Annotated in this window: 13 protein-coding genes and 1 pseudogene; 8 read left to right on the top strand and 6 right to left on the bottom strand. The window is 75.2% G+C overall.

What is annotated here, in order from left to right; genetic code table 11:
- Positions 1-68: 68 nt before the first annotated feature.
- A pseudogene (locus ACZ7LE_RS24325) lies at positions 69-950 on the top strand (hypothetical protein); the annotation flags it as partial.
- Between the two features lie 59 nt (positions 951-1,009).
- Here ACZ7LE_RS24325 and ACZ7LE_RS24320 read toward each other — a convergent pair.
- From ACZ7LE_RS24320 to ACZ7LE_RS24310, 3 genes are all read right to left on the bottom strand, one after another.
- Positions 1,010-3,856: an AfsR/SARP family transcriptional regulator gene (locus ACZ7LE_RS24320; protein WP_470405793.1), complete on the bottom strand. Its 2,847-nt coding sequence runs from the start codon at positions 3,854-3,856 to the stop codon at positions 1,010-1,012.
- A gap of 106 nt (positions 3,857-3,962) precedes the next feature.
- Entirely contained in the window at positions 3,963-4,565 is a 603-nt protein-coding gene (locus ACZ7LE_RS24315) for a response regulator (protein ID WP_470405792.1), read from the bottom strand.
- A complete protein-coding gene (locus ACZ7LE_RS24310) occupies positions 4,562-5,755 on the bottom strand; it encodes a sensor histidine kinase (RefSeq protein ID WP_470405791.1) in 1,194 nt (397 codons plus the stop codon). Before ACZ7LE_RS24310 ends, ACZ7LE_RS24315 begins: the two co-directional genes overlap by 4 nt.
- Before the next feature lie 264 nt (positions 5,756-6,019).
- On the opposite strand from ACZ7LE_RS24310, the gene ACZ7LE_RS24305 reads away from it, so the two are divergent.
- On the top strand, positions 6,020-7,819 hold the full coding sequence (locus tag ACZ7LE_RS24305) for a CocE/NonD family hydrolase (RefSeq protein WP_470405790.1): 1,800 nt from the start codon (positions 6,020-6,022) through the stop codon (positions 7,817-7,819).
- A gap of 61 nt (positions 7,820-7,880) precedes the next feature.
- On the opposite strand, the gene ACZ7LE_RS24300 is transcribed toward ACZ7LE_RS24305, so the two are convergent.
- Positions 7,881-8,672, bottom strand: coding sequence for a PAS and ANTAR domain-containing protein (locus tag ACZ7LE_RS24300; protein ID WP_470405789.1), 792 nt, complete (start codon positions 8,670-8,672; stop codon positions 7,881-7,883).
- A 462-nt stretch (positions 8,673-9,134) separates the two neighbouring features.
- Here ACZ7LE_RS24300 and ACZ7LE_RS24295 point away from each other — a divergent pair, with 462 nt between their 5' ends.
- From ACZ7LE_RS24295 to ACZ7LE_RS24280, 4 genes are all read left to right on the top strand, one after another.
- Positions 9,135-9,728: a hypothetical protein gene (locus ACZ7LE_RS24295; RefSeq protein WP_470405788.1), complete on the top strand. Its 594-nt coding sequence runs from the start codon at positions 9,135-9,137 to the stop codon at positions 9,726-9,728.
- Complete coding sequence (locus ACZ7LE_RS24290) at positions 9,712-10,170, top strand: phage holin family protein (protein WP_470405787.1); 459 nt, start codon at positions 9,712-9,714, stop codon at positions 10,168-10,170. The genes ACZ7LE_RS24295 and ACZ7LE_RS24290 overlap by 17 nt, the downstream gene beginning before the upstream one ends.
- Positions 10,167-10,760, top strand: coding sequence for a DUF3618 domain-containing protein (locus ACZ7LE_RS24285; protein ID WP_470405786.1), 594 nt, complete (start codon positions 10,167-10,169; stop codon positions 10,758-10,760). The genes ACZ7LE_RS24290 and ACZ7LE_RS24285 overlap by 4 nt, the downstream gene beginning before the upstream one ends.
- Positions 10,761-10,834: 74 nt before the next feature.
- Complete coding sequence (locus tag ACZ7LE_RS24280) at positions 10,835-11,908, top strand: YihY/virulence factor BrkB family protein (RefSeq protein ID WP_470405785.1); 1,074 nt, start codon at positions 10,835-10,837, stop codon at positions 11,906-11,908.
- Here the strand turns inward: ACZ7LE_RS24280 and ACZ7LE_RS24275 are convergent.
- Positions 11,905-13,470, bottom strand: a complete 1,566-nt coding sequence (locus ACZ7LE_RS24275) for an NAD-dependent epimerase/dehydratase family protein (protein WP_470405784.1) — start codon at positions 13,468-13,470, stop codon at positions 11,905-11,907. The genes ACZ7LE_RS24280 and ACZ7LE_RS24275 overlap by 4 nt on opposite strands.
- A 55-nt stretch (positions 13,471-13,525) precedes the next feature.
- On the opposite strand from ACZ7LE_RS24275, the gene ACZ7LE_RS24270 reads away from it, so the two are divergent.
- Together ACZ7LE_RS24270 and ACZ7LE_RS24265 are read left to right on the top strand one after the other, a co-directional pair.
- Positions 13,526-14,254, top strand: coding sequence for an esterase/lipase family protein (locus ACZ7LE_RS24270; RefSeq protein ID WP_470405783.1), 729 nt, complete (start codon positions 13,526-13,528; stop codon positions 14,252-14,254).
- A 63-nt stretch (positions 14,255-14,317) separates the two neighbouring features.
- Complete coding sequence (locus ACZ7LE_RS24265) at positions 14,318-15,310, top strand: DNA-3-methyladenine glycosylase family protein (protein WP_470405782.1); 993 nt, start codon at positions 14,318-14,320, stop codon at positions 15,308-15,310.
- A gap of 68 nt (positions 15,311-15,378) precedes the next feature.
- On the opposite strand, the gene ACZ7LE_RS24260 is transcribed toward ACZ7LE_RS24265, so the two are convergent.
- The gene (locus ACZ7LE_RS24260) at positions 15,379-16,551 is read right to left on the bottom strand and encodes a MarP family serine protease (protein ID WP_470405781.1); all 1,173 of its coding nucleotides are present in this window, start codon (positions 16,549-16,551) and stop codon (positions 15,379-15,381) included.
- Between the last annotated feature and the right edge of the window lie 184 nt (positions 16,552-16,735).

Genomic DNA, 16,735 nt, shown 5'->3' with positions numbered 1-16,735 from the left:
GGTTTGAAACCGTCACCGCGTGGAATGTGTGCTGACGCCGAGATCCGGCGTCCTGCAGGAGGGCGCCGATGCTACGGATCCACTTCACCGCCGAGGACCTGCTGCGGGTCCGGCTCGCCCCCGGGCCCGACCCGCTGTGGGAGGCCGTGCTCAGCGCGCACCAGGTGAACCAGCCGGGCGGGCCGATGGTCTTCGCCGAGTGGCGCTCGCGCGTGCTGTCCGGGCTGTCGTGGGAGGCGCGCTCCTACCTGCGGCTCACGCCGCCGCGGGGGTACACGCCCGACTTCCTCACGCCCGCCGGCGGGACCACCGAGCTCGGCGCGGGCCTGGAGACGGTGCTGAGCACGCCGTCCGCCCGGTTCCGGGACGAGCTGGGGCTCCTGGGCGGGCAGCGCGACGTGCCGCGCTGGGCCACCGACCTGGCGCGGTCGGCGCCGGCCCGTCGTCGCCTGGGCCGCGCCGCCCAGGCGTACCACGACCAGGCGCTCGCCCCCTACTGGTCCGCGATCCGCACTGCCGTGGAGGCCGATGTCGCCGCGCACGTGCGCACCCTGACCGGCGGCGGCACGGCGGCGCTGCTGAGCTCGGTGCACCCGTCCGTCACCTGGCGGGACCCGGTGCTGTGCGTCGAGACCGCAGCCGACCGGGACCTGTACCTCCAGGGCCGGGGGCTCACCCTGCAGCCGGCGTTCTTCTGCTGGCGCGCGCCGATCTCGCTGGCCGACCCGGGGCTCGCGCCGGTGCTCGTGTACCCGGTGCCGCACCGGCTCGCCTGGCTCCGCCCGGCCGGCGGCGGCCGGCACGACCGGGCGCTGGCCGCGCTCCTCGGCCGGACCCGCGCGGCCGCGCTGGCGGCTCTCGCCTACGGCGCGAGCACGAGCGAGCTGGCCCGGCACATCGGCGTCTCCGCGCCGTCGGCCTCGGAGCACGCGTCCGTGCTGCGCGACGCCGGCCTGATCGCGTCGCGGCGGGAACGTAACAGCGTCTGGCACACCCTCACGCCGCTCGGTCAGGTGGTGCTCGACGGCGACCGGGTGCTGCCGGTCGTCCAGCGACCTCCGGCGGGGTCAGCGTCGGCGTCGGTGTCGCCGTCGTCGTCACCGTCGTCGGCGGCGGTGCCGGCGGCCGCGGCGTCGGCCGCGCCGCGCGCGGCGGCGAGCTTGCCCAGGATCCCCGCGAGCTCGTCCGTGCGGCCCAGGGCGCGCAGGTCCTCGGCGCACGCCCGGTAGGTGGCAGCCGCGGCGTCCGGCTCGCCGAGCTCGAGCTGGATGTCGCCGACGAGCTCGCGGGTGTAGCAGCGGACCCAGCGGTCGCCGGTCTCCGTCAGGGTGGCGTACGCGTGCTGCGCGGCCGCCAGGGCGTCGTCCAGCTTGCCCAGCCGGCGCAGGTAGAGGCCCACCGCCGACTCGGTGCAGCCGTCGCCGAGGAGGTCGCCCGTTCGGCGGAAGAGATCGAGGGACCGCTCCGCGTGGTCCAGGGCCTCGTCGAGGCGGCCCAGCTCGGACAGGACGGCGGCCGTCGTGTTCAGCAGCCAGGCGCGCGTGGTGTCGTCGACCTCGTCGTGGTGCTCGGCCGCGCGCTCGGCCTGGTGCTCGGTCAGGGGGAGGGTCGGCTCGAGGGTGCGCCAGGCGTCGTCGGGCCGCCCGAGCCGCATGAGGGCGTGGGCGATCCAGCGGCGGGAGCCCACCTGCTCCGGCACGCGGCCGAGGCGTTCCAGCCCGGCGAGCGCCAGTCGCTCGGACTCCAGGAGCGTCGGGATCTGCCGCCGTCCCCACAGGTACGGGCGCAGGCAGCGTGCGATGCGCCAGGTGTGCTCGTGGTTGCCGGTGGCGGCGGCCCGCCGGACCATCGCGACGAGAACGGGCGCCTCGTCCTCGAGGAGGGCGAGGCCGGCGTCGTACCCGGACGACGGGGGCGACGCGACGACGCCGTCCGACGGCGGGCCGAGCGTGTGCCGGTCCTCGGTGGGCGCGAGCGCCTGCTCGGCCTGGTGGGCGACGCCCAGGTAGTGGTCGAGCATGCGGACGGTCGCGGCGCCGGACTGTTCGGGCGGGTCCTGCGCGACCAGCTCGGACGCGTAGTCCATGAGCAGCTCGTGCATGGTGAACCGGCCCGGCGCGAGCTCGATCAGGAGGCTCGCGCGCTCCAGCTCGGCGACGGCGGCGCGGGCGCGGTCCCGGGGGAGCGCGCCGAGGCTCGCGACGCTCGGGACGGTGACGTGCGGTCCGGGGTGCAGGCCGAGCAGGCGGAACACCGCGGCGGCGTCCCTGCCCAGGGCGCGGTAGGACCACGAGAAGACGGAGCGGGCCGCCCGGTCGCGGCCGGCGGAGAGGGCGGAGATACGGGAGCGGTGCAGCTCGCGGACCAGGCCGGCGAGCGGTGCCCCGGGCCGTGCGGCCGCCCGCTCGGCGACGATCACGTGCGCCAGGGGGAGTCCGCCGCACAGCGCCAGCAGCTCGCGGACGGCCGCGGGCTCAGCGGCGAGGCGGGCGGCGCCCAGCCGGGCGGACAGCACGTCCTCGGCCTCGGGTGACGGGAGCGTCCCGAGGGCGAGCCGCGCGGCGCCCTCGACGGCGACCAGGCCGCCCAGCCGGTTCCGGCTCGTGACGACCACCACGCAGCGCCGTCCGCCCGGCAGGAGGGGCCGCACCTGCTCGACGTCGCGGGCGTTGTCCAGCACCACCAGGACCCGGCGGTCCGCGAGCACCGAGCGGTACAGGGCGGCCTGGGCATCGGCGTCGTCCGGGACCTGCGCCGGCGGGACGCCGAGCGCGTCGAGGAGCTGGCGGACGGCGACCGCGGGGGCCAGCGGCGTATTGGTCGGAAAGTAGCCGCGCAGGTTGACGTAGAGGGTCCCGTCGGGGAAGTGGTCGGACGCGCGGTGGGCCCAGTGCAGCACCGTCGCCGTCTTGCCGACCCCGCCCGGTCCGTCGACGACGGCGATCCGTGGAGCAGCGTCGAGGAGGGCGTCCAGGGCGGTGAGGGCGGCGGCGCGGCCGCGGAAGGTGCGCTCCGGGGGCGGGAGCATGGCCGGGGGTGCCGGTGGCTTGGGTGGCTGGGCCGGTTCGGGTGGCTCGGCTGGTTCGGGCGCGAGGAGCCGGCGGTGCGCGGCCTGGGCCTCCTCGCCGGGCGGGGTGCCGAGCTCGTCGCGCAGGATCCGGTACAGGTCCTGGTAGGCGGCCAGGGCGTCCGCGCGCCGGCCGGTGCGGTCGAGCACGGCCATGAGCCGGACCCACAGGCTCTCGCGCAGCGGGTGGACGGCCACGAGCTCGCGCAGGGTGGCGGCCAGGTCGCCGAGGTCCGGGTTGCCGGGGTCGGGGTCGCCGGGGTGGGGGGCGTGGGTGGCCAGCGCGAGGTCGGCGCACCGTTCCACGGCGGCCAGCGCGGGCTGCACCAGCCGCGGGCGCTCGACCGTGCGGAGCAGGTCGGAGTCGACCGTCTCGAAGGGGGAGCCGCGCCAGTCCGTGAGGGCCTGGCGCAGGAGCCGGTACTCCTCGGCGGGGTCGGCCGCCGCGCGGCTCGCGGTCAGCGCCGCCTCGAACCGGGAGAGATCGACGGCCTGGGGCCGGACGTCGAGCTGGTAGCCGCCGGGAGTGGTGCGGACGGCGTCGGCCCCGAGCGCCGTGCGGAGCCGGGTTACCAGCACCTGGATCGCCTTGCGGGGGTCGGCGGGGCGGTCCTGCCCCCACACCGCGGCGGCGATGCGCTCGGTCGGCACGGGCCGCCCGACGTCGAGCGCGAGCACCGCGAGGAGAGTGCGCAGGCGGGAGCTGAGAGTGACGGGCGCGTCGTCGACCGTCACGGCGAACGGGCCGAGCAGGCGCACCGACAGCCGGCCCGTGCCGCCGTGTGCCATGCCCGCTCCCTGGGTCGGCCGTCCTTGTGCCTGCCCAGTATCGTGCCTCGCCGCCCTGTGGCGCAGAGGTCATGACCGGCAAGAGTGCGCCCGACAACCAGCCCCCCTACAGCCAGTCGTGCTCCCGGGCGTACCGTGCCGCCTCGTGCCGGGTCCGGGTCTGGGTCTTCTGCATCGCGTTCGAGAGGTAGTTGCGCACCGTGCCCTCCGCGAGGTGGAGCTGGGCTGCGATCTCGGCGACCGAGTAGCCCTTGCTGGTCACCCGCAGCACGTCGACCTCCCGCTCGGTGAGCGGGCAGTCGTCGATGACGGCGAGCGCCGAGACGTCCGGGTCGATCCAGCGCTTGCCCTCGTGCAGGGCCGCGATGACCTGGGTGATGTGCGCCGGCTCCGCGGACTTGCTGACGAAGCCCTGGACGCCGAGCCGCAGCGCCTTGCGCAGCACCCCTGGCCGGGCGTGGCGGGTGAGCATGAGGATCACCTGGTCCGACCGCGCGGCCCGGATCTGTGCGACGGCGCCGAGCCCGTCCACCCCCGGCATCTCCAGGTCGATCACGAGCACGTCGGGCCGGTGCAGCAGCGTGGCCTCGACGGCGGTGACGCCGTCCTCGGCCTCGGCCAGCACCTCGATGTCGCCCTCCAGGGGGAGCAGCGCGGCCAGGGCCTTGCGCAGCAGGGCCTCGTCGTCGGCCAGTACCACCGTGGTCATCGGCTGCCCTCCAGTGCTCTCGTCGTCGTCGCAGGCCCCGCGGGTCCCGCCGGTGCTGCGGGCCTCGCGGGGGTCACGCCGTCCCGCAGGAACGTCGCCGCGGTCCGGAACCGTCCCGCACCCTGCTCCACCGTCAGCTCGCCGCCGTCCTCGGCCACGCGCTGCCGCAGGGCGGACAGCCCGCCGAGCGCGGGCGGCGGCCCGTCCCGGACGCCGTCGTTGACGATGTCGATGCCGGAGCCGGACAGCGTGATCCGCACCAGTGAGGCCTGCGCGTGCCGCAGGATGTTGGTGGTCGTCTCGCGCAGCACCTGGCCGAGCAGCTCGGCGGTCCGCGGGTCGGCCTCGGCCACGCGGTCGACGCGGACGTCGATGCCCGCGGCCTCGAACAGGTTCTTCGCGTTCTCCAGCTCGACCGACAGGTTGAGCCGCCGCTGCCCGTGCGCCAGGTTCTTGGTCTGCGCGATCGTGTCGGCGACCAGCGCGTGGATCTCGCGCAGCTCCTCCTGCGCCCGGTCGGCGTCGCCGTGCACCAGCTTCTGGGCCAGCACGGTCTTCAACTTGACCACGTGCAGGGTGTGTCCCTGGATGTCGTGCAGGTCGCTCGCGAACCGGATGCGCTCCTGGGCGACGGCCAGCTCGGCCTCGCGGTCGCGCGTCTCCTTCATGAGGTCGAGGTACCGCTGGTTGCCGTACAGCAGCGGCGTGGCCACGACGAACACGCCCGCCGGCACCAGCACGTAGGTGATCAGGTCGCCGGCGACGTCGCCGGGCGACACCAGCAGCCGGCTCGCGCCCACGGCCACGATGAAGCCGAGCAGCCCGAGCCCCGCGGCGATCCGGTGCCGCGGGAGCTGGGGCACCACGAGGGAGCCCACGACGCCGACGCCGTAGAACGCCGTGCTGCTGTCGGTCACCAGCGCCCCGAAGACCCACACCGCCGCCGTGACGGTCAGGCAGGGCAGGGCGACCCGTGCGAGGTCGTCCGCCGTCCACCGCTCCATCGCGACGACCGCGGCCAGCACGCCCACGACCAGCACTGCCGTGCCCCACCAGGTCGTGTGGTCGATCAGCACGAGCACCACGCCCGTGAGCACGATCGGCGGGACCTGGAGCACGAGGTTGAGGCGGCGCAGCTTCCCCTGGGACACCTCGTTGTGCTCGGACAGGGCGGTCCGCCGGGGCCTCACCACTCGACCCGCTCGGCACCGGCCGCGCGCGCACAGGCTGCGCGCGCACCGGTCAGGTGCGCGCGGAGGTGCGACACACGCACTGGCTCGAGGTCCATCGGGCACTCCGGTTCGGGTGGGGCACGGAGAATCGTTCCCCAGTATTCGTCCTCGGCCCCGGCCCCACCAGTGACGCTGCGTCACAGCCGGGCCTGATGAATGTCATGCGGGGTCGGTGACGTCGTCCCACTGTCGAGCGGGTGAAAGATCCGGTGTGATCGAGCCATGCACAGACCACGAGCCGCACTCACGACCGTGTCCGCCCTGGCCGTCGTCGCCCTGGCGGGCGCCGTCGGGGTCCCCGTCGCCCTGGCGACGTCGGAGGACCCGACGAACGCACCGTCCGCGACCCCGGCGGGCACGTCGCCCGGTAGCACGTCCGGGAAGGCCGCCGTCGCCACCGCCGACCACCCCGTGACGCACGCGGAGAACGACCGCGTCCCGGAGGGAGCCGCATGGACGCAGCACTACTTCCCGTCCTCGGACGGCTCCGACGTCGAGCTGCACGCCGACGTCCTGCTGCCGGAGGGGCTGGAGCAGGGCGAGCGGGTGCCGGTGATCCTGTCGGCCGGCTCGTACTTCGGGCACTCGGGCGAGATCTCCGCGGAGGGCCACGCGCACACCGGCCCGTCCGACCGGTTCGGCGACCTCGTCGAGGGCATCGACCTGTTCGACCGCGGCTACGCCCTGGTCCTGGTGGACACCCGCGGCTACGGCGGCTCGACCGGATGCCTCGACTTCGCAGGCCCCGGCGAGCAGGCCGACGTGGCCGCCGCGATCGACTGGGCCGCCGACCAGTCGTGGTCCACCGGCGCGGTGGGCATGTACGGCAAGTCGTACGACGCCGTCACCGGCCTCATCGGCAACAACCTGGACCAGGACGCGCTCAAGGCGGTCGTCGCCCAGGAGCCCATCTGGGACATGTACGACCGTGTCCGCAGCAACGGCGTGCCCCGTCAGGAGGGCATCATCGCGCCGAGCACGTACAACACGATCGCCCAGCTCCCGCAGCTGCCGGACGACGACGAGCGCTACCTGGCCAACTCGAGGTACGAGCTGGCGCACCCCGAGTGCGTCGCGGCCAACACGGTCGACAACCTGAAGGCCGACCCGGGCACGGACTACTGGCAGGACCGGGACCTGGCGAGGCACGCGAAGGGGAGCGACACCCCGCTGTTCGTCACCCAGGGCTTCCTGGAGTGGAACACCCGGCCCGAGGGCATGGCCGAGTACCTCGCCCACCACGACGGCCCGCAGCGCGGCTGGCTCGGCCCGTGGGACCACGTGCGGGGCAACGACCGCACCGAGGACGGCACCCTGCAGATGGGGCGCGCGGGCTGGTTCGACGAGATCGGCGCCTTCTACGACGAGCACCTCAAGGGCATGGCGCCGACGACGGAGTACCCGGCGTTCTCGATCCAGGACAGCACCGGCGCCTGGCGCGCGGAGGACACGTGGCCGACCGCCGACCGGACCGCGCGGATCGCGCTCGGCGGCGGCTCCTACGTCGATGACGGCGGCCCCGACGAGGAGCAGGACGGCGCCCGGTCGAGCTTCCTGAAATGGTCCGCGCCCGTCAGGACGGACACCCGCGTCGTCGGCACACCACAGGTGGCGCTGGACGTGCGGGGCACCGGCAACGTGCTGGTCGAGCTGCACGACGTCGCCCCGGACGGGACAGCCGTGCCGTTCGTCGAGCAGGCCGCCGTCGTCGACCCGGGCCGGGTGACCCTCGACCTGGAGTCGACCGACTGGACCCTGGCCGCCGGCCACCGGCTGGCCGTGGAGATCGGTTCGATCCAGTCCGGCTCGTGGGTGGACACGCCGTCGGGCCAGACCCTCCGCGTGCGCGACGCCCGGCTGGAGCTCGCCGTGGACGACCCGGCCGGCGACGCGCCCACGGAGGGCGGGCGCGCCGTCTGGCTGGACTCCTACCTCGCGGCCTTCACCGCGGAGCTGACCCCGGGCGCGCCGTCCTTCGAGGTGCCCGCCGCCCGGCGGGCGCGGCTGACCCTGCTCGGCTGACCCTGCTCGGCTGACCCTGCTCGGCTGTTCCGGGCTCAGCTGTCCCGGCCAGCCGTCCGGGTCAGTTGTCCCGGCGGCGCGTGTCCGTGCGACGCGGCCGCCGGGTCAGGAGGGCGTCATGGCCGCGCGGCCGCCCCACCGGGTGGACGACGTCGAGCGCGCGCCGGAGCGCGGCCTGGGTGACGCCGGCCTTCTCGTTGTCGGCCTGCAGCGCCTCCATGACCTGGTCGGCGGCGAGGCGCAGCGGGACGTCGGCCTTGCGCGCCACCTCGACCAGGATCTCCGTCGCCGCGTTCTCGTCGACGCCCCGCACCGCGGCGATGACGCCCTTGGCCTGCTCGATCGCCGCCTGGCTGACGAACGCGCGGTTCACCGCGCCGTCCGCCTCCCGGTCCAGCGCCTCCTTCTGCACGGGCGTGACGTCCACGACGTAGCCGACCAGCTCGGGCGAATGGGTGCGGTCGTTCTGGCTGCCCTGGCCGGTCACCACCACCGACCGGGTGCGGCCGTTGCGGTCCACGATGCGGTGCGCGCACGCGAACGGGCGGCCGACCCGCAGCGCCTGGCTGGCGGCGCGGACCACGCGGGTCCGGTCGTCCGGATGCTTGCGGGAGCGGAGGGCGTCGAGCCCTGGCTCGATCTCGTCCCGCTTCCAGCCGTGCATCGTGTAGACCTCGTCGGACCACCACCACGTCCCGGAGGCGAGCTCGACGCGGTAGGTACCGACCAGAAGATTGGTACCCAGCCCCATCGTGCGCATGAGGGCTGCCGGCGAGAAACCTGCGGTGGGTGCGGAGTGGTTGTTCTGGATGTCGCTCACAGCGGTCGAGCGCGGCTGTTCGATCAAGGACACAGGTGCCTCCCAGATCCGTCCGGATCGGGAGCCGCTTCATGACTCCGAGCAATTCACCCTACGCCGGTTCGGGCGATTCGGACAGTCCGGACCGCAAAGACGCTGATGAATAGGGGTTTTTGAGCCGCTCTTTGCTCTCGGTTACCGAGTCCTTTTCCGCAGTATTCCCGACATCGGTCGCCCTGCCATCGGGCCTCGCCGGCCGCCGCGCGTCGACCCCGGGTTGCGAGTGGCTTTCACCCGCCTAGGTTGGAAAGAGGTCATGAAGCGGCCGCACGGTGGAGCACGGCACACCGGTGCCCTGCTCTCCGACCTCGTCCACCGCCGTCAGGCGGGGACGACGACAGGAGTCCCATCATGAGCCAGACGGCACATCCGTACAGCACAGGGACGGGCCCGCAGCAGGGGAGCTGGTCGTCCGGAACGGGCGGCGCCGGGGACGATCCCGGAGGGGCCCCAGGCATGAAGGAACGTGTCGCCGACGCGGCGTCGGAGATCGGGGACGCCGGCCGCGAGACCGCACACGACGCCAAGGAGGCGGCGCGCGACGTGGCCCACGAGGCCTCGGAACGCGCGCGGGGCCTGATCGGGCGCACACGCATCGAGCTCGGTGCCCAGATGGAGACCCAGCAGCAGCATCTGGCCAGCGGCCTGCGGTCGCTCGGCGACGAGCTCGGCCAGATGGCGGGCGGCACCCAGGACCCGGGTTACGCGAGCGAGCTCGTCCAGCGCGCGGGTGACGCCACCGGCCGCGTCGCGGACTGGTTCGACGAACGCGAACCCGGCGCCGTCCTGCGCGAGGTCGAGGACTTCGCGCGGCGCCGGCCGGGCCTGTTCATCGCGCTGGCGGCGGGGGCCGGGCTGCTGGTGGGCCGCCTGGTCCGGGGCATGCGGGACGCGCCGGACGACGAGGGCGACCGCCGCCACGCGTCGACCCCGCCGTCGACCCCGCCGCCGGTCGCGCCGCCGGCTGCCGTGCCGCCCGCCGCGCCGCCCGCCCCGGAGTCCTGGGCCGCGCCGAGCGCCGGGGGTGAGCCGTATGTCGAGCGCACCTGATCCGTTCGTGGCCTCCAGCGTGGCACCGGACCCGACCGACGGCCGCAACGCGCCGCCCGAGCGGCAGAGCGTGGGCCAGCTCGTCGGCGAGGTCAGCCGTGACCTGTCGACGCTGATCCGGCAGGAGGTCGCGCTCGCGAAGGCCGAGGTGACCGAGTCGGCCAAGCGCGCGGGGAAGGGCGCCGGCATGTTCGGCGGCGCCGGGGTGGCGGGCCACATGGTCCTGCTGTTCCTGTCCCTCGCGCTGTGGTGGGCGCTCGGCTCGCTGATCGGCGGCGGCTGGTCGGCCCTGGTCGTCGCGGCGGTGTGGGCGGTGATCGCCGCCGTGCTCGCCGCGCGTGGACGCGCCGAGCTGCGCTCCGTGGAGGGCCTGTCCAGGACGACCGAGTCGGTCAAGAAGATCCCCGACGCACTGCGTGGACACGAGGAGAGGAACTCATGAGCACCAACGATCCCGAGGAGATCCGCGCGGACATCGAGCGGACGCGCGAGGAACTGAGCCACGACGTCGACGCGCTCGGCGACAAGGTGAACCCGAGTCACGTCGCCCGGCGTCAGGCCGACCGCGTGCGTTCCGGTGTGTCCCACGTCAAGGACCGCGTGATGGGCTCCGCGCACGACGCCGCGGGCTCGGCGCAGACCGGCGCGCACGACCTGGCCGGCCGCGGCCGGGAGGCCGCGTCGTCGGTGGCGGAGTCCGTGGGCTCCGTGCCGCGCACGGTCCGCGCGCAGACGCAGGGCAACCCGCTGGGGGTGGGCCTGGTCGCCTTCGGGCTGGGCCTCGTGGCGGCGTCGCTCATCCCGTCCAGCCGCGCCGAACGCCGTGCCGCGACGACCGTCGGGGAGAAGGCGGCGCCGTTCGTGGAGGACGTGCGGAGCACGGCGAAGGAGGTCGCGGACGACCTGCGCGGTCCGGTCCAGGAGAGCGCCGAGGCCGTGCGGGACGCCGCGAAGGACGCCGCACGGTCCGTCGGTGAGCACGGCCGGGAGGCAGCCGCCGACGTCCGGTCGCGGGTCGCCGGGAACGACTGAACCGTGCTTCTCCGCGGGCCCGGGCCCGCGGAGAAGCACGCCGGGCAAGAGGTGGTCGGAACGAGGGGGCTGACATGACCGACATCGACGACTCGTCCGCACGCGCGGCCGCACCGGCGCCGGACGACCGGCGCACGCCGGACGCCCCGCCGGACCTGCATGGCAGCACGTGGAAATACGTCGCGCGCAACACGGTGCGCCAGTTCACGCGGGACGAGTGCCTGGACCTGGCCGCGGCCCTGACGTACTACGCGGTGCTCGCCGCGGCGCCGGCGCTCCTCGCGCTCGTCTCGGTGCTCGGTCTCGTGGGGGACGGCGGCCAGGCGGTCGAGCGCGTGCTCGACACGGTCGACGGCGTGGTGCCGCCCGACGCGCTCGCGATCGTCGAGCCGCTCGTCCAGAACGCCGCCGCGAGCGGCGGTGCCGGGCTCACCCTGGTGCTCGGTGTCGTGCTGGCCCTGTGGTCCGCGTCGGGATACGTCGGCGCGTTCGGGCGCGCGATGAACCGGATCTACGGGATCGACGAGGGCCGCCCCATCTGGAAGCTCCGCCCGGTGATGCTGCTGGTCACGCTGATCGTGGTGGTCATGGCAGCCCTGGTCGTCGGGGCGCTGGTGCTGAGCGGGCCGCTCGCCCGGGCGGTGGGCGAGGCCGTGGGCCTCGGTTCGACGGCGGTCACGGTCTGGGGCATCGTCAAGTGGCCGGTGGTGCTCCTGCTGGCCGTGCTGCTGGTCGCGCTCCTGTACCGCGTCACGCCGAACGTGCGGCAGCCGAGGATGCGCTGGATCAGTGTCGGGGCGGTCGTCGCGATCCTCGGGTGGCTGGTCGCGTCCGCCGCGTTCGGGTTCTACGTCGCGTCGTTCGCGAGCTACGACGCCACGTACGGGTCGCTGGCCGGGATCATCGTGTTCCTGCTGTGGCTCTGGATCACCAACCTCGCGCTGCTGTTCGGCGCCGAGCTGGACGCGGAGCTCGAACGCGGGCGCGAGCTCCAGGGCGGCATCGCCGCCGAGGAGAACGTGCAGCTCCCGCCCAAGGACGCGCGGGCGAGCGAGAAGCGCGAGGCCAAGCACCTGCGCGAGGTCGAGCGTGGCCGCGAGATCCGGGTCGCGGCAGCGCGGGAGGACCGGGAGGACGAGGCCCGCTAGCGCTCCCAGGCCGCCGTCCGGAACGCCCGCTCGCGCGCCCAGGCGTGGTACCGGTCGAACAGGTCGATCTGCCGACGCGCCTGCGCGAGGAGCTCGTCGAGCTGTGCGGGGTCCAGGCCGACGTCGGCGGCGTGCTCGCGCAGCGTCTGCCAGCCGCCGATCTTGCCCAGCACCGCCGACCGCATCAGCTCCGCCTCCAGCACGGGCGTCATCGGAGACCGGTCCGCGATCCGGCCGTTGAGCTTGAGGCGCCCGGCCTTCTCGCCCAGCCACGCCGCCACCTGGCGGTGCCGGCGGCGCGGCACGCCGAGGGTGGCCAGCAGGTCGCGGTAGAGCTCCCGCTCGCTCCGGAGCTGCTCGGTCGCCTCGGCCAGCTCGGCGTAGAACGGCGTGTCCTCGGAGGTGTGGGTCATCAGCTCCAGGCGTTCCAGGCCCGCCGTCGCGCCGGTGAAGTGGTCCGAGAGGTAGAGACCGAAGAGGTAGTGGTCCATCGAGTCGGGGATGCGGGGCCCGTCCCACGCACCCGGAGGCCGCGGTCGCGCCGGACGCAGCGGCGCCGAACCCACGCCCTGGCCCGCGGCCATCCCGTCCAGCAGGTCCTCGACCGCCTCCGCCGCCGTCCGCCGCGCCTCCCAGCCCAGCTCGGCCCGGATCCGCGCCGAGTCCAGGACCGGCACGGACAGCGCCATGTCCAGCCAGCCCGGGTCCGCCCGCACCGTGTGCGCGTCGTAGGCCGCGGCCAGCGCGCCCCGGACGGCGGCGGGCGGCACCTCGACCAGGCGCCCGTGGTCCACGATCCGCGCGAGGTCTTGCCCGCGCAGCACGTCCCCGGCGGCGACGTTGAACGCGCCGGCGGCCCGCTCGACCACCACGCGCCGGTAGGCGTCGGCGACGTCGTCGGCGTGCACCGCCTGCAGCCGCAACCCGGCGGGCAGCGGCAGCGCGGGCAGCCGGCCCAGCAGCCGCACCGGCACCAGCGGCCCGAGGAAGGAGCGCGCGATCGAGGGAGCGGCGTCCGCCTGGAAGACCAGGGCGGGCCGCAGCCGGGCCACCACGACGTCGGGGTGCGCCGCCTCGAACTCGTCGAGCACCCGCTCCTGCGCGGCCTTGTCCACGCTGTAGTGCGACGTCCGGACGCCCGCCGTCGCCCAGTCCTCCTGGCGCGGCGCGTCGTCGCCCACAGGGGAGTACGCGCCCACCGACGACGCGACCACCAGGTGCGGGACCCCGGCCAGCGCCACGGCCTCCGCCACCCGGCGGGTGCCCTCCACGTTGGTGCGGCGCAGCAGCTCGCGCTCCCGGTTGGGCTGGACCAGCCAGGCCAGGTGCACGACGGCGTCCGCCCCGCCGAACTGGTCCGCGAGCCGCGCGACCACCGTCGCGTCCAGGTCCTCGGAGCCGACGTCGACCGCGGCCCACCCCGCGTGCCGGTACGGCTCCGCGGTGCGGTCCGGCAGCCGCCGCGCGATGCCGAGCAGCGAGGTGACCCGCGGCTCGGCGTGCAGGGCGCGCAACAGCGCGGTCCCGACGTTTCCCGTTGCTCCGACGACCACGACACGCATGAACACACGGTCGCACCCGGCCCGGGCACCCGCATCCCGCGATAACCTGCACCCGATGAACCGGTCCCGCGACCCCGGCAGGCCCGCCCCACGCGTGCTCGCCGAGCTCGGCCGGCTCGGCACGCGGGCCGTCGACTACGCCTGGGCCGCCGACCGGCAGCTGCGCCACCTGGTGGGCCGCGCCGTCCTGCCCACCGGACCCGGCGGCGCCGCGCCCGTCGTGCTCCTGCCCGGCATCTACGAGACCTGGGAGTTCCTCGGCCCCGCGGCCACGGCGCTCGCCCGCGCCGGCCACCCCGTGCACGCCGTGCCCGGCCTGCGGCACAACGCCCGGCCCGTCCCCGAGTCCGCCGACGTCGTGGTCGAGCACCTCGAGCGCGCCCACCTGTCCGGCGTCGTGCTCGTGGCGCACAGCAAGGGCGGCCTCATCGGCAAGCACGTCATGCTCTCGCCCGCGAGCGACCGCGTGCTCGGCATGGTGGCGATCGCCACGCCCTTCTCCGGCTCCCGCTGGGCGCGGTACATGCTCTCGCGCGCCCTGCGCTCCTTCGACCCACGGGACCCGGTGCTGCTGGCGCTCGCGGGTGAGCTGCTGGTCAACGAGCGCATCACCGCCGTGTACCCGCGGTTCGACCCGCACATCCCCGAGACCGGCCGGCTGCCCGGCGCGCGGAACGTCGAGCTGCCGCTGGCGGGGCACTTCCGGCCGCTCGGGCAGCGCCTGCTGGTGGAGACCGTGGTGCGCGAGGTGGACCGGGTGGAGGCGGAGCGCGCCGTCCCGTGAGCGGTGGGGTGAACCCGTCGCGGCATGGTGTTCCGGCATGGTGTACCGGCGCGGTCCCCGGGCGTGGTCCACTGGGATGTGCTCACCGTCCGCCACACCTCGCCGCGGCGGCTCGACGTCGGCCTGACGCTCGGACCGCTCGCGCACGGACCGGGCGACCCCACCTTCCACCGGGCCGCCGACGGGTCCGTCTGGCGCACGTCGCTGCTCCGGAGCGGGCCGGTGACGCAGCGGTTCGTCCCGGCCGGGCCGCGGGAGGTGGTGGTGCACCTGTGGGGCGACGGCGCCCGCGAGGCCGCCGAGGCGCTGCCGGTCCTCCTCGGCGAGGACGACGACGCGGCGGGCTTCGCGCCGCCCCCGCAGGTCCGCGACGCCCACCGCCGGGCCGCCGGCCTGCGGATGCCGCGCAGCGGGCGGGTGCTGGAGTCCCTGGTGCCCGCCGTGCTGGAGCAGCGCGTGCAGACCGTCACGGCGCACCGGGCCTGGCGCTGGCTGCTCATGCGGTACGGCACCCCGGCCCCCGGGCCCGCGCCCGAGGGTCTGGACGGTGGGCAGCGAGGTGGGCAGCGGGGTGGGCAGCACGGCGGGCAGCGGGGTGGGCAGCGCGGCGGGTTGCGCGTGGTGCCCGACGCGCAGGCCTGGGCGCGGGTCCCGGTGTGGGACTGGCACCGCGCCGGCGTCGACCCCGGACGTGCGCGGACCGTGGCACGGTGTGCCCTGGTCGCCCCACGGCTGGAGGAGGCGGCCGCGATGGCGCCGGCGGAGGCCCGGGTGCGGCTGGAGAAGGTGCAGGGCGTGGGCGTGTGGACATCGGCGGAGGTGGCGCAGCGCGCGTTCGGCGACGCGGACGCCGTCTCGGTCGGCGACTTCCACCTCCCGGCCGCCGTCGGCTGGGCGCTGGCCGGCGAGCGCACCGACGACGCCGGGATGCTGCGGCTGCTGGCGCCCTACGCGCCGCACCGGCACCGGGTGGTCCGGCTGCTGTCGCTCTCCGGGCACCCGCGCGCGCCGCGGCGCGGGCCCAAGACGCCGATCGCGGACTACCGGGCGTTCTAGGGGCCTTCCGGGGTCGGCGGCGGGGCGGTCCAGGCGGGGCGGGCCGGGAGGGGGCGGGCCGGGAGGGGTCAGGCCGCGCAGCGGCCCGACGACACCGGGGTGTCCAGGGCGGTGGCCTGGGCGGCGACGGGCCGCAGCTCGGCGTCCGTCATGGCGAACCCGACCTCGACGTCGGCCTCGGCGCGCGCGAAGATGACGCCCGCGACGCGCCCGTCGGTGGTCAGCAGCGGCCCGCCGGAGTTGCCGGGGCGCACCTCGGCGGCCACCGAGTAGACCTCGCGGGGGCTGGCCCCCTCGTTGTAGACGTCCGGGACGGGGGCGGTGCTGACGCTCAGCACGCCCGCGCCACGTGAGGTGAACGGGCCGCCCCACGGGTAGCCCTGGACGGCGGCGCGGTCGCCGACGGAGAGGGTCCGCGCGATCTTCAGCGGCTCGGCGCCCAGGTCCTCGACGGCGACGACGGCGAGGTCGTCCACCGGGTCGTAGTACACGACACGCCCCTCGCGGGCCGGACGGTCGGGCAGCTCGACGACCGGCCGGTCCACGCCCGCCACGACGTGCGCGTTGGTGACCAGCCGGTCCGGGGCCACGACGAACCCCGACCCGGTCGAGCTCTTGCCGCACGCGTAGGCGATGCCGGAGATCCGGGCCACCGACTGGGCGGCGGCCTCGAGCTGCGGGTCGTCGAGGTCGACGACGGGCGTGACCGGGTCCTGCCGGGGGACCATCAGGATGTTCAGCCGCGGCAGGCCGTCGTCGAGCACCATGGCGCGCATCTGGGCCAGGGGGCGGCCCACCGCTGCGGGCGTCAGGTCGTCGATGGTGCGCAGGACCGCCGACGAGGACACGGCCGACGAGACGCCCGGCGTGCCGGTGGCCGAGACCGCGTTGCCCACGAACGACAGCGCCAGGGCGACCACGATCACGTTCGCCGCGCCGCCCAGCAGCCGCTCCAGCGGGCGCAGCGCGGTGCGGTCCACGCCGCGCCGTAGGTCGCGGCCCAGGCCGGCGCCGAGGGACGCCCCGAACAGCGGCAGCAGCACGGCGATGGCGATGGAGACCGGCCCGCGCCACTGCGACGACGGCAGCACGTCGTTGACCGCGGGGACCGCCCAGAACGCGGCCAGGCCGCCCAGGATCAGGCCGACGAGGCCGCCGAGCGTGGCCAGCAGGCCCCGGCTCAGCCCGGCACCGAGGGCGATGAGCAGCACCACGAGGAGCACGAGGTCGACGAGCGTCACGGGTAGACGGTAAGCGCTGCGCCCCCGCGCCGGGCGCCGCCACGCACCTCCGTCACCCGATCCTCAGATGTGCGGGCCGAACATTCACAGCGCGGCCCCGGCGTCCGCCGCCGTCACCCGCGGCGAACCGGCAGCAGGATGGGGAAAACCCGTAACTGTGCGACCACTCGTTGTGCGGCTCTGA

It is taken from the genome of Promicromonospora sp. NPDC110617, assembly GCF_055598465.1.
The sequence above is the reverse complement of the archived record's forward strand: the minus strand, read 5'-3'. Positions and strand labels throughout refer to the sequence as shown.

Excerpts from the sequence above, each read along its gene's own strand:
- ACZ7LE_RS24320 (WP_470405793.1), bottom strand. The coding sequence starts at position 3,856 with ATGGCACACGGCGGCACGGGCCGGCTGTCGGTGCGCCTGCTCGGCCCG.
- ACZ7LE_RS24315 (WP_470405792.1), bottom strand. The coding sequence starts at position 4,565 with ATGACCACGGTGGTACTGGCCGACGACGAGGCCCTGCTGCGCAAGGCC.
- ACZ7LE_RS24305 (WP_470405790.1), top strand. The coding sequence starts at position 6,020 with ATGCACAGACCACGAGCCGCACTCACGACCGTGTCCGCCCTGGCCGTC.
- ACZ7LE_RS24295 (WP_470405788.1), top strand. The coding sequence starts at position 9,135 with ATGAAGGAACGTGTCGCCGACGCGGCGTCGGAGATCGGGGACGCCGGC.
- ACZ7LE_RS24290 (WP_470405787.1), top strand. The coding sequence starts at position 9,712 with ATGTCGAGCGCACCTGATCCGTTCGTGGCCTCCAGCGTGGCACCGGAC.
- ACZ7LE_RS24285 (WP_470405786.1), top strand. The coding sequence starts at position 10,167 with ATGAGCACCAACGATCCCGAGGAGATCCGCGCGGACATCGAGCGGACG.
- ACZ7LE_RS24280 (WP_470405785.1), top strand. The coding sequence starts at position 10,835 with ATGACCGACATCGACGACTCGTCCGCACGCGCGGCCGCACCGGCGCCG.
- ACZ7LE_RS24275 (WP_470405784.1), bottom strand. The coding sequence starts at position 13,470 with ATGCGTGTCGTGGTCGTCGGAGCAACGGGAAACGTCGGGACCGCGCTG.
- ACZ7LE_RS24270 (WP_470405783.1), top strand. The coding sequence starts at position 13,526 with ATGAACCGGTCCCGCGACCCCGGCAGGCCCGCCCCACGCGTGCTCGCC.